Below are 12,056 nucleotides of genomic sequence, written 5' to 3' on the forward strand. Positions count from 1 at the left end.
CCCCTCTGGAGAGCGTCGTGCCCAAGTCTCAGGTCCGTAAGAAGAAGGTGTACACCCCGCCGACGGACGTTCGTCCGACGACGACAGCGGCGACGCGCAAGCCTAGCCCGGTGTGGCTGCCGGCGATCGCCGTCGCGCTGATCGTCGGTGGTATCGGCTGGCTGGTGGTCTACTACCTCTCCGCCCAGGAATGGCCGGTCGCCTCGTGGGGCTACTGGAACCTCGCGGTCGGTTTCGGCGCGATGGTGAGCTCGCTGGTCCTGCTCTCCCGCTGGCGTTGAGCGCCGCGCTCCGGCGCGCTCCGCGACACGTGCCAGGTCACCCTGGACGCCCCCAGCCCGGCACTGCGGCGTCGGGAGCCCTATGGTGTCCGCAGGGCGGCGTGGCCTGGTGCGAGAAGATTCACGTTACCGTCGGGTAACTTTCGCGTAGGCTGCACTGCATGACCGAGCGGAGCGAGGTCATCGACCGGTCCGGTCGGGGGTGCGACGGCGGCACGCCGGCCACCCCCTGAGCCGGCCCCCGGTCGCCGAGCCGCTCGACAGGCAGCAGACCGGGAGGCCGACTCGATGGGCAGCGTCCAGATCGTCACCACGATCCTTGCCGCCGCCATCACCGCCGTGGCGGTGTGGCTCGCGGTACGCGCGGTGCGGAACATGGTGGCCGTCATCCGGCTGGGCCAGCCCGCGCCGGAGCGGTTCGCCGACAAGGGCGCCCGGGCCAGGACCATGCTGGTCGAGACGGCCGGCCACACCCGGATGCTCCGGTGGGGCGTGGTGGGTGCCGCGCACTGGTTCGTGATGGTCGGCTTCATCGTGCTGTCGCTGCTCGTGCTGGAGGCGTACTTCGAGGTCGTCTCGCCGACCGGTGGCCTGCCGCTGATCGGCGGTCTCGCCGTGTACGGCCTGGTCACCGAGGTGATCGCGGTGCTCGGCGTGGTCGGCATCGTGGTGCTGATCGGGATCCGGGTACGCAACCGGCCGACCCGTCCGGGCGGACGCTCCCGGTTCACCGGCTCCACCATGTGGCAGGGCTACTTCGTCGAGGCGGTCGTCCTCGCGGTGCTGGTCATGGGTTTCGTGATCCGGGGTTTCAAGGTCGCCACCGACCACTTCGAGTACCCGCTCTGGGCGACCCCGGTCAGCCACGCCGTCGGCGCGCTGCTGCCTGCCTGGCCGGCGGGCGTGAGCGTCGCCGCCCTCGTCAAGATCGCCATCTCGATGACCTGGTTGATCGTCATCGCGCTGAACGTGACCATGGGCGTCGCCTGGCACCGCTTCCTCGCGTTCTTCAACATCTTCTTCAAGCGTGAGCCGACCCGGCCCGCCGGCTCCGGGCTCGGCGCGCTGCGGCCGATGACGAGCCAGGGCAAGCCGCTCGACTTCGAGGAGGCCGACCCGGAGAAAGACCAGTTCGGTGTCGCGCAGGTCGAGCAGTTCTCCTGGAAGGGCCTGCTCGACTTCAGCACCTGCACCGAGTGCGGTCGCTGCCAGTCGCAGTGCCCGGCCTGGAACACCGGCAAGCCGCTGTCGCCGAAGCTGCTCGTGCTCAGCCTCCGCGACCACGCGTACGCCAAGGCGCCCTACCTGCTGGCCGGGGGCGGCAAGGACCTCACCGGCGAGGAGAAGGCGACCCAGGCGCAGCTCGCCCACCTCGACGTGCTCACCCTCGCCGAGGCCGAGAAGCCGCTGATCGGCGACGCCGAGGCCGGCGGCGTCATCGACCCGGACGTGCTGTGGTCCTGCACCACCTGCGGAGCCTGCGTCGAGCAGTGCCCGGTCGACATCGAGCACGTCGACCACATCGTCGACATGCGCCGCTACCAGGTGCTGATCGAGTCGAGCTTCCCGTCCGAGGCCGGGGTGATGCTGCGCAACCTGGAGAACAAGGGCAACCCGTGGGGCGCCCCGCAGAACACCCGCGAGGACTGGACCAAGGGGCTGGACTTCGAGGTGCCCCGGGTCGGCGCGGTCGACGACTTCGAGTACCTGTTCTGGGTCGGCTGCGCGGGCGCGTTCGAGGACCGGGCCAAGAAGACCACCCGGGCGGTCGCCACCCTGCTGCACGAGGCGGGCGTCTCCTTCGCCATCCTCGGCGAGGGCGAGACCTGCTCCGGCGACCCGGCCCGCCGGATGGGCAACGAATTCGTCTTCCAGATGCTCGCCCAGCAGAACGTCGAGACCCTCAACGAGGCGTTCGAGGGCCGGGAGAAGACCAGCCGGAAGATCGTGGCGACCTGCCCACACTGCTTCAACACCCTGGGCAACGAGTACGGCCAGCTCGGCGGCGACTTCGAGGTGGTCCACCACACCCAGCTCCTGGCCCACCTGGTCAGCACCGGTCGACTCACCCCGGTGCAGCCGGTCGACGGCGGGGTCACCTATCACGACCCCTGCTACCTGGGCCGGCACAACCGGGTCTTCGCCCCACCGCGGGAGGTGCTCGGCAGCGCCGTCAACGGCGGCAGCGGCGGCGGCGACAGCGGGATCGTCGAGATGCCGCGCAACAGCGAGCGCTCCTTCTGCTGCGGTGCCGGCGGTGCCCGGATGTGGATGGAAGAGAAGATCGGCAAGCGGATCAACGTGGACCGGGTCGAGGAGGCCATGTCCACCGGGGCGCGGACGGTCGCCGTCGGCTGCCCGTTCTGCTCGACGATGCTCAACGACGGGGTGAACGGCAAGGGGGCCGGCGAGCAGGTCGAGGTGGTCGACGTGGCCAGCGTGCTGCTCCGCTCGGTCAGGCCGGACACCGCGCCCGGCGAGAAGGAGACCACGCCGACCGCCGGCTGAGGTCGTACCGGCGGACCAGGCGGACGCACGACGGCGGCGGCACCGGACCGGTGCCGCCGCCGTGGTCGTCAGGACGCCCGTGGTGGTCAGGAGGACGTGGCGCCGATGATCGCCGCGGAGGTCGCCACGGTGGTGGCCGTCATGATCGCGGCCTGGGTCTCCTCGATCGCCTTCTTCGTCGCCGCGGACGCCCAGTCCCCGGCGGCGATCTCCGTGGTGCGGGCCTTGAGCCGCTCCTTCGGCAGCTCCCGGAAGAGCTTGCGGTCCAGCCCGACCGCGCGGGTCAGGCCGAGCAACGCGGCCGTCCGGGCCTCCACCGGGCCGTCGGCGAGCAGCGCGTCGACCATCCGCTGCCGGGCCGCCGTCTCCGCCACCGGCTCCGCGCCGGTCGGTGACGGATAGCGGGTACGCGGGAAGACCAGCAGCACCCGGTCGGACTCCCGGCGCAGCACCCCCGCGTCGACCAGGCCCGCCAGCACCCGGTCGGGCAGTCCCTTGGCCAGCCGGCTGATCCAGTCCTTCGGCCGGCGACGCCTGCCGTCGGCGGCCACCTCGGCGAGGGCGGCGTCGAGCACCTGGTGGCCGGTCGGCGTGGGGTCGGTCACCACCAGCCGGTCGTCGACCACCTCGACCCGACCGGCGAGGGCCAGCTCCAGCAGCACCGCCCCGGACAGCCCGTAGTCGAGGTGCGGCCGACCGAGCCGGTTCACCCCCTCGTCGTCGTAGGCGAGCAGGACCAGTTCGGCGGCGAGGGTGAGCGGTGCCATGCCGTCCACGCTAACCCCGTGGCGCGATCCCCGCAGACGGGCGGAGCCGACGACGGCTCCGGTGACCGTGAGCCACGCCCCGGTGACCGCGGGGCGCGGTCGTGGAACAATCATGCCCATCGACGGTCTGGTGCTCGGCACGCTGTTGCCCCTGGTCGGCTTCGTGCTGCTGACCGCCGGCAACGCGTTCTTCGTCGCGGCCGAGTTCGCCCTGGTCACCGTCGACCGGGCGGAGATCGACCGGCGGGCCGAGGCCGGTGACGCCACGGCCGCCACGGTCCGCCGGGCGCTGCGCGAACTCTCCTTCCAGCTCTCCGGGGCGCAGCTCGGCATCACCCTCACCGCGCTGCTCACCGGCTACCTCGCCGAGCCCGCCCTGTCCCGGCTGTTCGATCCGCTGCTGGCCCCGCTGGGCGGCGCCGACCGGTTCGGCCCGCTGCTCGCCCTGGCGCTGGCCACCCTGCTGTCGATGCTCTTCGGCGAACTGGTGCCCAAGAACCTGGCGCTGGCCCGACCGATGCCGGCGGCGCTGGCCACCGCCGGCCCGATGCGGGCCTTCTCCCGGGCCTTCGGTTGGCTGATCAGGGGGTTGAACGGCTCGGCGAACCGGCTGGTCCGCCAGCTCGGGGTGGAGCCGCAGGAGGAGTTGGCCAGTGCCCGGTCCCCCGAGGAGCTGGGTCTGCTCGCCGCCATCTCGGCCCGCGCCGGTGCGCTGCCGCCGGACACCGCCATGTTGCTGCGCCGCACCATCCGTTTCGGCGACAAGCGGGCCGCCGAGGCGATGACCCCCCGGGTGGACGTGATCGCGCTGCGGGCCACCGCCACCGTCGCCGAACTGCTGGACCTGTCCCGTCGGACGGGCCGGACCCGGTTCCCGGTCTACGAGGAGACCCTGGACCTGGTCACCGGGGTCGCGGCCGTGCCCGACGCGCTCGGTGTGCCGCTGACCGCGCGGGCCGGCACCACCGTCGCCTCGGTGGCCCGCGAGCCGGTGTACGTCCCGGAGAGCCTCGATCTCGACGGCGTGCTGGCGGCGCTGAAGGCCGCCGGGTCCGACCTGGCCATCGTGGTCGACGAGTACGGCGGCACCGACGGCGTGGTGACCGTCGAGGATCTGGTCGAGGAGCTGGTCGGGGAGATCGCCGACGAGTTCGATCCGGCCACCGTGGACGACGCCCACGCCACCGGCCTGACCGTGCCGGGCGGGGAACGGACCGTTCTGGTCGACGGGGTGCTGCGGGAGGACGAGCTGTTCGAGCAGACCGGTTTCCGGCTCCCCGAGGGCCCGTACGAGACGCTGGCGGGCTTCCTGATGGCCCGGCTGGGGCACATCCCGCTACCCGGCGAGACGATCCGGGCGGACGGCTACGCGTTCATCGTGGTCGAGGTGGAGCGGCACCGGATCGAACAGGTCCGGGTGGTCCGCCCCGAGGAGCCGCACGTCGATGACTGAGCTACTGGTCGCGGTGGTGCTGCTGCTCGGCAACGCGTTCTTCGTGGGCAGCGAGTTCGCGTTGATCGCGTCGCGCCGTACGGTGGTGGAGCCGTTGGCCGCGACCTCCCAGCGCGCCCGGTGGGCGCTGTCGGCGATGAACCAGATCCCGTTGATGATCGCCGGGGCGCAGCTCGGCATCACCGTCTGTTCGCTCGGGTTGGGCGCGATCGCCGAGCCGGCCCTGGCCCATCTGCTGGAACCGGTGTTCCACGCGGTGCCGTTGCCGGCGGGCGCGGTGCACCCGGTCTCCTTCCTGATCGCCCTGGCCGTGGTCGTGTTCCTGCACACCGTGGTCGGCGAGATGGTGCCGAAGAACATCACCCTGGCCGGTCCGGAACCGTCGGCGCTCTGGCTGGGGCCGGCGATGCTGGCGTTCTGCCTGGCCACCAAGCCGCTGCTGCTGGCGATGAAGTGGGCGTCCCGGCAGGTGCTGCGACTGTGGGCGGTGGAGGCCACCGACGCGGTGAAGACGGTCTTCACGGCCGAGGAGCTGGCCGGTCTGGTGGCCCAGGCCCGCACCGAGGGGCTGCTCGACGCCGAGGAGCACGCCCGGATCACCGGCGCGTTGGCGTTGCACGACCGGACGGCGGCGGACGCGTTGCAACCGTGGTCCACCGTGACCACCGTGGCCGAGGACGTCTCGCCGGCCTCGTTGGAGGTGCTGGCGACCAGCACCGGCCGCTCCCGCTTTCCGGTGGTGCAGCGTTCCACCCGTCGGGTGCTGGGTTTCGTGCACGTCAAGGACGTCCTCGGGTACGCGGGGGCGTCCCGCCGGGCACCGGTGCCGGCCGAGGTCTACCGGCCGCTGGCGGTGGTGCCGCCGGACCGTACGCTGGCCGATCTGCTGCTGGCGATGCGGCGCGAGCGGCGGCACATGGTGCTGGTGAGCGACGGTCGCCGTCCGCTCGGGGTGGTCACCCTCGACGACGTATTGACGGCCATTGTTGGGAATTGAGCGAGCACCCTTTGTGTGCAAGCGATTGCGCTGATGTGATGGATCGTCCACCCGCCTTGATTCCGTACCGTGACTCCCCCTAATGTTGCACCGGCCGCTGTGGGATGTCTGTCTCCTTCTTCCCCTTAGCGAGACGCCCGGCGGTCGGTTGCAAAGGAGTCGACGCCGGTGGCAACCATGCCCCCCCAACGTCACGTCCAGGGCCAGCCGCCCGTTCGGCCGGCGGTCCTCAGCCGGGTCGTCCGCCGCCTGCTCACCGTGGTCGCGGCGGTCGCCGTCGGCGCCGGGATGCTCGCCGCGCCGGCGTACGCCGCGCCGACACCCGAGGAGATCGAGGCGGCCCTCGACAAGCAGTGGGAGCAGATCGAACCGACCATCGAGAGTCACCACAAGGTCCAGGCGCAGCTGAAGGTCAACCGCAAGAAGGCGGCCGACCTCCAGAAGAAGATCGAGCCGCTGGCCCTGCAGAGCGAGCTGGCTCTCGGCCGCGTCGGTGACCTTGCCTCCCGCTACTACAAGTCCGGCCCCTCGCAGGAGCTGAGCGCCCTGCTCACCACCACCAAGCCGGGCACCCTCGCCACGCAGCTGACCATCCTGGACCGGCTCGCCGCCGAGCAGCGCCGTGAGGTCGAGGCCGTGCTCGTGGTGCGCCGCAAGTACGACGCCGAGAAGCAGAAGCTCGACACCCTGATCGCCGCCGAGGTGAAGCAGGAGAAGGAGCTCGCGGCCAAGAAGAAGCAGATCAACGCCGAGATCAAGCGACTCCAGGCGGCGATGCCGAAGACCACCGTCAAGGTGAACGGCTGCCCCACGATCAACGGCGTGGTCAGCTCCGCCGCCCGCACCGCGATCGCGACGGCCTGCGCGCAGGTCGGTGACCCGTACGTGTGGGGCGCCACCGGGCCGAACTCGTTCGACTGCTCCGGGCTCACCCAGTTCGCCTACAAGGCGGCCGGCATCTCGCTGACCCACTTCACCGGTGCGCAGTGGAACGAGGGCAAGGCCATCCCGCGTTCCGAGGCCCGTCCCGGTGACCTGGTCTTCTTCTTCAGCGACCTGCACCACGTCGGCCTATACCTGGGCAACGACATGATGGTGCACGCGCCGCGGACCGGTAAGCCGGTCCAGGTGGCCAGCATCAACAACATGCCGGTGGCCGGCTTCCGCCGCCCCTGACCAGCACATACGCCAACCCCCGGCCGATCGGGCCGGGGGTTGCGTGTTTTCCGGGCACGGAGTGTGCCGGCCCGGCGGGTTGCGGATCGATAACGACCGTCTCTACTCTGGTCAATCGTCGGTCGGCACCAGGTCCGCCCCATCCGGGGTGGCGTCGCCCGACACCGCCGAGTCGCCTCCGGGCGAGCCGGGGACCCAGGTACGCCGGGGTGAATCCGCGACCACCGCGGTAGGGCGCTCCCTTCCCGCCCGAACCCGTCAGCTAACCCGGTAGGCGGTCGAGGAAGAAGGAGCCCGGAGCCCGGTGGCACACCATGCCCCGCGCCCGCCGTCGCGCCGGTCGACCCAGGTCGCCCGGGACACGACGGTGCCGCGCCCACGCTGGTCCCGCTTCACCACCACCCTCGCCACCCTGGCCGCCGTCGCGGTCATCCTGACCGGTGGCGGCACGGCAGCCCACGCCGACCCCTCGGTCGCCGAGATCGAGCGGCAGATCGACCAGGACTGGAACAAGCTCGAACCGATCATCGAGCAGCACAACGCCACCCGCACCGACCTCGCCGCCAAGCGCCGGCAGGCCGACGCGCTCGGCAAGCGGATCGCGCCGTTGCAGCGCCGGGTGGACCAGGCGATGAACCAGGTCAGTGGCCTCGCCGTCCAGGCGTACAAGGGCGAGAACATGTCCACCGTCAACGCCCTGCTGGGCAGCCACAGCCCGAGCCAGGTGGTCACCCAGCTGGGCCTGCTGGACCGGTTCGCCAGCCGCCAGCAGCGCGAGGTGCGGACCGTCGCCGAGCTGCGCGACGAACTCGCCGCGACCAAGGCCCCGCTGGACGAGATGGTCGCCCAGCTGACCCGTACCGAGGCCCAGTTAGCGGCCCGCAAGAAGCAGATCAACACCGAGATCGACCGGTTGCAGAAGCTACGGCTCAAGGTCTACGGCAACGGCGGCGGTGGCAAGCTGCGCCCGGCCCCGTGCCCGGCCGGCTACCCCGGCGGCCCGTCCGGCACCGCGGTGAAGTTCGCCTGCGCCCAGATCGGCAAGCTGTACGTGTGGGGCGCGGCAGGTCCGAACAACTACGACTGCTCCGGGCTGACCATGGCCGCCTGGGCGAAAGCCGGGGTGTCGCTGCCGCACAACGCCCGGCAGCAGCGCCAGGTCACCGACCGGGTGAGCCGGGCCGACCTGCGCCCCGGTGACCTGGTCTTCTACTACGCCGACCTGCACCACGTCGGGATGTACGTCGGGGACGGCTGGGTCGTGCACGCCTCCCAGGCCGGTAAGCCGATCACCATGAAGCGGGTCGACGACGGGCCGGTCCACAGCTACGGCCGTCCCGGCTGAGTCGCGCGTCCGGTTCGCCGTCCCGGCTGAGCCGTGCCTCCGGGTCCGCGGCCCGGGGGCACGGGTCGGCCCGGCGGGATGGTCAGCGGGTCGGCCAGGTGCGCCAGTTCTGCCAGGACCGGCTCGGGGTCGGCCCACGCTGGCCCTGGTAGCGCGACCCGTAGACCGCGGAGCCGTAGGGGTGCTCGGCCGGCGAGGAGAGCCGGAAGATGCAGAGCTGCCCGATCTTCATGCCCGGCCAGAGGGTGATCGGCAGGTTCGCCACGTTCGACAGCTCCAGCGTGACGTGGCCGGAGAAGCCCGGGTCGATGAAGCCGGCGGTCGAGTGGGTGAGCAGGCCCAGCCGACCCAGGCTCGACTTGCCCTCCAGCCGGCCGGCGAGCTGGTCGCCGAGGGAGATGACCTCGAGCGTGGAGGCGAGCACGAACTCGCCCGGGTGCAGCACGAACGGCTCGCCCACCGGCACCTCGACCATCGAGGTCAGGTCGTCCTGCTGCACGGACGGGTCGATGTGCGTGTAGAGGTGGTTGTTGAAGACCCGGAACAGCTTGTCGAGGCGCACGTCGATGCTGGACGGCTGCACCAGACTCGGCTCGAACGGCTCCAGCGCCAGCGCGCCCGCCTTGATCTCGGAGACCAGGTCCCGGTCGGAGAGCAGCATCGGGACACCATAGCGAGCGCCCCGGCGTCGGCCGGCGGCCGGGCCGCCGACGCCTACCCGGACGGGGTACCGACGAACCTCGGTGCCGGCCGGCACCACGACGGGCGACCCGGCCAAAGACAGGCCGTTCCACCTGCGTGTCGGACTGATTTTCGAACGCCTGTTCGATAGAGTGTGAGCATGGCATCCTGGTCCGTTTTCGCCGCCGACGAGCCCCGACTCGCCGACGGGATCCGCCTTCTCCTTCAGCAGTACGGGCCGGGCTTCGGCTACCTGGCCACGGTCCGCGCCGACGGTGGGCCCCGGGTGCACCCGGTCTGCCCGGTGGTCACCGACGGCGGGCTCTTCTGCTTCGTCGTCGACTCGCCCAAGCGGCGTGACCTCGAACGCGACGGACGCTACGCGCTCCACTCGTTCCCGCCGGAGGACAGCGACGACGAGGCCTACGTCGCCGGCCGGGCCGAGCCGGTGACCGATCCGGCCCGGGTGGAGCTGGTCGCCGCGATCGGCCGGGCCGCACCGCAGGTCGACTGGCGGCTCTTCGAGTTCAGTGTCGACGTCGCGATGCTCACCCGCCGCGACCACGGTGGCCCGCTGAGCCCGCACGGCGGCCGACCCGCCGTGCAGGTCTGGCTCGACCCGACGGCGGGTCGGCCGGGCGTCTCCGGCCTGCCCGACCAGCGGCCGTCCCGGCGTGGTCGGCACGGCTTCGACACCCGTCGTACCGCTGCCTGAGCCCGCACACGACGGTGCCGGCCCCGCCCGGGAAGGGCGGAGCCGGCACCGTCGCGGCTACCGGCTACCGGGTCAGGCGGCTGCCCGGTAGGCGGTCCAGGCGTTAACCATCCGGCTGGCCTGGCCGGGGGTGAACTGGTACATGCACGAGTCGTAGGTGTAGTCCATGAAGTTGGTGATCGGGTCCTTGCCGGCCGCGGTGCAGGTGTCCCGGCCGGTCGGGCACTGGTAGGCCGGCTCGCGCTCGGCCGGGGTGTCCGAGACGCCGTCGCCCGAGCCCGAGCAACCACCCTGGAAGGTGTGGTAGAGGTTCAGCCAGTGGCCGACCTCGTGGGTGCCGGTGTCACCCAGGTTGTAGTTGGTGGCGGTGCCGTTCGGCAGCGACTCGCCGAGCACCACGACGCCGTCCATCACGTCCAGGGTGCGCTTGGGGAAGGTCGCCCAGCCGAGCAGGTCGTCGCTCAGCTCGCCCAGGTACATGTTGAGGGTGTTCTTGCCACCGGTACGCAGCTGGGTCTTCATCGCCCGCTCGCCCGAGGACCCCTGCACGATCGGGTACCAGGACGCGTTGGTGACCCGGTTGATCTTCTGGAGCTGGAAGGTGAAGCCGGTGGCCGCACCCCCGGTCGCGCCGCTGTACGCCTGGTTCAGCACGCTGATCTGCGAGTTGATCATCGAGTCGGGGATGTTGCCCCCGGCCCGGGTGCTGTCCCGCTGGATCACGTGCACGACGACCGGAATGGAGATCGGGGCCAACGCGACCGTCTGGCCCTCGGTCGAGCCGGTCCGGAGGCTGGACTTCGACCGCAGGGTGCTGTTGCGCAGGGCCGCGGCGAAATCCGCCTCCCGCTCCCTGACCTGTGCGGCGGTCAGCTCGTTCGGGTCGTGCCGCTTGTGGGCGGCCTTCTTGGCACCGCCGCGGACACGCGCGTCGGAGTGGACGTCCGCGTGGGCGTCGGCCGGCTCAGCGCAGGAGGTGCTGTCGGGGGCTGCGGAGTACGCGGAAGCCGCAGGCGCGACGCCCACCGCGGCGGTGCTCAGCAGCAGCGCGAAGGTCGTCGATGCGACGCCGGCGGCACGCCGGGTCAGCAGGTTGGGACGCAGTCCCATGGGCCCACCTCTTTCTGGCGGTACGACAGGGGGTATGTCGCACCGAGGTCGTGAACGTGGGGGTGACGTTACAACTGATCGACACGTTTGAGAACGTCACCAAGCGGCTTCTGTGAAACATCTGACCGTTTCATTTGCGCTGCTGGTGGCGGGTCGGTGACAGTCTGTCGTCGGGGGCGCGCGGGGGTGCCAGGGTGCGCGGGTCCGGTGACGTCAGGTACAGTGGTGCCGCTCGCGGGTGTAGTTCAATGGCAGAACATCAGCTTCCCAAGCTGACAGTGCGGGTTCGATTCCCGTCACCCGCTCCACGCACGAAGGCCCTGGTCAGGACGCAAGTCCCGAGCCGGGGCCTTCGGCGTTCCACGGTCAACGATCATGCGGCGTGCCATTAGCGTGCCATTACGGTCCGGCCGGTGGTTCCGGCGGCACCTCCTGGCTGCCGGGCCCGAGAGCTGTCGCCGGCTGCTGGCCACCCTGACCGCCACCCACGCCGCCCGGATTTCTGGTCGCCAAGCGGATGATCCAACGGATGACGCGTTCGATGATTCGCCAGGGTAGGAGCACGTCCCCCCAGCTCTTGATGTCGAACGCCTCGATGACCTGTGGAGCCTGGCGAAGCTGAGCTTCCCCGTTGGGGAGCCGGGCGATCGCGTAACAGAAGACGAGCCAGCTGATGAAGGAGAGGAAGACAAGTCCGGCAAGGGGGAGCAGAATCACGCAGAACGCGTAGATCATCTCCGAGGTCAAGGCGCTGATCCTTCGTAGTCGTGGGCTGATGAGTAGGCATGCGACTGATAGGCCCAACCACGGGCGTGCCGCAATGCGACCGTGAGGTCGCGGCTCCATCTCCCTTCGGGAAACTGGCCCTTTTCTCATCAGCGCTACGTGCGCCGGTATCGAGCGCCCTCGCCTCGGAGCCCCGGAAGCGGGCCCGTGGCGAGAGAACCCCATATCGAGTCACGTCTCGCTCACTACATGATGCCATGCCCGATCACCCTTCACCAGCGGGTCACCGGTGGCCCA

At 70.7% G+C, this 12,056-nt stretch carries 11 protein-coding genes, 1 tRNA gene and 1 riboswitch; of the genes, 8 read left to right on the forward strand and 4 right to left on the reverse strand.

Annotated features, from left to right (window positions below; genetic code table 11):
• The first annotated feature begins 17 nt into the window (after window positions 1-17).
• Window positions 18-281 carry a cell division protein CrgA gene (locus tag O7612_RS01365; RefSeq protein WP_282269718.1) on the forward strand — a complete coding sequence of 88 codons (264 nt, stop codon included), beginning with the start codon at window positions 18-20 and terminating at the stop codon, window positions 279-281.
• Window positions 282-569: 288 nt separating this feature from the next.
• Entirely contained in the window at window positions 570-2,789 is a 2,220-nt protein-coding gene (locus tag O7612_RS01370) for a (Fe-S)-binding protein (RefSeq protein ID WP_282269720.1), read from the forward strand.
• Window positions 2,790-2,875: 86 nt separating this feature from the next.
• Here O7612_RS01370 and O7612_RS01375 read toward each other — a convergent pair whose 3' ends face one another.
• Window positions 2,876-3,556 carry a GPP34 family phosphoprotein gene (locus O7612_RS01375; protein ID WP_282269722.1) on the reverse strand — a complete coding sequence of 227 codons (681 nt, stop codon included), beginning with the start codon at window positions 3,554-3,556 and terminating at the stop codon, window positions 2,876-2,878.
• 112 nt (window positions 3,557-3,668) lie between these two features.
• On the opposite strand from O7612_RS01375, the gene O7612_RS01380 reads away from it, so the two are divergent.
• The 4 genes from O7612_RS01380 (at window position 3,669) to O7612_RS01395 (ending at window position 8,527) form a co-directional block, all read left to right on the forward strand.
• Entirely contained in the window at window positions 3,669-5,009 is a 1,341-nt protein-coding gene (locus O7612_RS01380; RefSeq protein ID WP_282269724.1) for a hemolysin family protein, read from the forward strand.
• Window positions 5,002-6,006: a hemolysin family protein gene (locus O7612_RS01385; protein ID WP_067300724.1), complete on the forward strand. Its 1,005-nt coding sequence runs from the start codon at window positions 5,002-5,004 to the stop codon at window positions 6,004-6,006. Before O7612_RS01380 ends, O7612_RS01385 begins: the two co-directional genes overlap by 8 nt.
• Before the next feature lie 288 nt (window positions 6,007-6,294).
• The gene (locus O7612_RS01390) at window positions 6,295-7,182 is read left to right on the forward strand and encodes a C40 family peptidase (protein WP_282274113.1); all 888 of its coding nucleotides are present in this window, start codon (window positions 6,295-6,297) and stop codon (window positions 7,180-7,182) included.
• 155 nt (window positions 7,183-7,337) lie between these two features.
• A riboswitch (cyclic di-AMP (ydaO/yuaA leader) is annotated at window positions 7,338-7,474 on the forward strand.
• A 12-nt stretch (window positions 7,475-7,486) separates the two neighbouring features.
• Window positions 7,487-8,527 carry a C40 family peptidase gene (locus O7612_RS01395; protein WP_282269728.1) on the forward strand — a complete coding sequence of 347 codons (1,041 nt, stop codon included), beginning with the start codon at window positions 7,487-7,489 and terminating at the stop codon, window positions 8,525-8,527.
• A gap of 82 nt (window positions 8,528-8,609) precedes the next feature.
• Here O7612_RS01395 and dcd read toward each other — a convergent pair whose 3' ends face one another.
• Window positions 8,610-9,188 carry a dCTP deaminase gene (dcd, locus tag O7612_RS01400; RefSeq protein WP_282269730.1) on the reverse strand — a complete coding sequence of 193 codons (579 nt, stop codon included), beginning with the start codon at window positions 9,186-9,188 and terminating at the stop codon, window positions 8,610-8,612.
• Window positions 9,189-9,368: 180 nt separating this feature from the next.
• On the opposite strand from dcd, the gene O7612_RS01405 reads away from it, so the two are divergent.
• On the forward strand, window positions 9,369-9,923 hold the full coding sequence (locus tag O7612_RS01405; protein ID WP_282269732.1) for a pyridoxamine 5'-phosphate oxidase family protein: 555 nt from the start codon (window positions 9,369-9,371) through the stop codon (window positions 9,921-9,923).
• A gap of 72 nt (window positions 9,924-9,995) precedes the next feature.
• On the opposite strand, the gene O7612_RS01410 is transcribed toward O7612_RS01405, so the two are convergent.
• A complete protein-coding gene (locus O7612_RS01410; RefSeq protein ID WP_282269735.1) occupies window positions 9,996-11,033 on the reverse strand; it encodes a zinc metalloprotease in 1,038 nt (345 codons plus the stop codon).
• Between the two features lie 234 nt (window positions 11,034-11,267).
• Here O7612_RS01410 and O7612_RS01415 point away from each other — a divergent pair.
• Window positions 11,268-11,341: transfer RNA gene (locus tag O7612_RS01415), tRNA-Gly, on the forward strand.
• A gap of 91 nt (window positions 11,342-11,432) precedes the next feature.
• Here O7612_RS01415 and O7612_RS01420 read toward each other — a convergent pair.
• Window positions 11,433-11,780 carry a hypothetical protein gene (locus tag O7612_RS01420; RefSeq protein ID WP_282269737.1) on the reverse strand — a complete coding sequence of 116 codons (348 nt, stop codon included), beginning with the start codon at window positions 11,778-11,780 and terminating at the stop codon, window positions 11,433-11,435.
• Window positions 11,781-12,056: the final 276 nt, after the last annotated feature.

This window comes from Micromonospora sp. WMMD987, assembly GCF_029581435.1.
In the GTDB taxonomy this organism is placed as follows: Bacteria; Actinomycetota; Actinomycetes; order Mycobacteriales; family Micromonosporaceae; genus Micromonospora; species Micromonospora rifamycinica.

Bases quoted from the DNA above. Each gene is read 5' to 3' on its own strand.
- O7612_RS01405 (WP_282269732.1), top strand. From the start codon at position 9,369: ATGGCATCCTGGTCCGTTTTCGCCGCCGACGAGCCCCGACTCGCCGAC.
- O7612_RS01380 (WP_282269724.1), top strand. From the start codon at position 3,669: ATGCCCATCGACGGTCTGGTGCTCGGCACGCTGTTGCCCCTGGTCGGC.
- dcd (WP_282269730.1), bottom strand. From the start codon at position 9,188: ATGCTGCTCTCCGACCGGGACCTGGTCTCCGAGATCAAGGCGGGCGCG.
- O7612_RS01410 (WP_282269735.1), bottom strand. From the start codon at position 11,033: ATGGGACTGCGTCCCAACCTGCTGACCCGGCGTGCCGCCGGCGTCGCA.
- O7612_RS01375 (WP_282269722.1), bottom strand. From the start codon at position 3,556: ATGGCACCGCTCACCCTCGCCGCCGAACTGGTCCTGCTCGCCTACGAC.
- O7612_RS01370 (WP_282269720.1), top strand. From the start codon at position 570: ATGGGCAGCGTCCAGATCGTCACCACGATCCTTGCCGCCGCCATCACC.
- O7612_RS01385 (WP_067300724.1), top strand. From the start codon at position 5,002: ATGACTGAGCTACTGGTCGCGGTGGTGCTGCTGCTCGGCAACGCGTTC.
- O7612_RS01390 (WP_282274113.1), top strand. From the start codon at position 6,295: ATGCTCGCCGCGCCGGCGTACGCCGCGCCGACACCCGAGGAGATCGAG.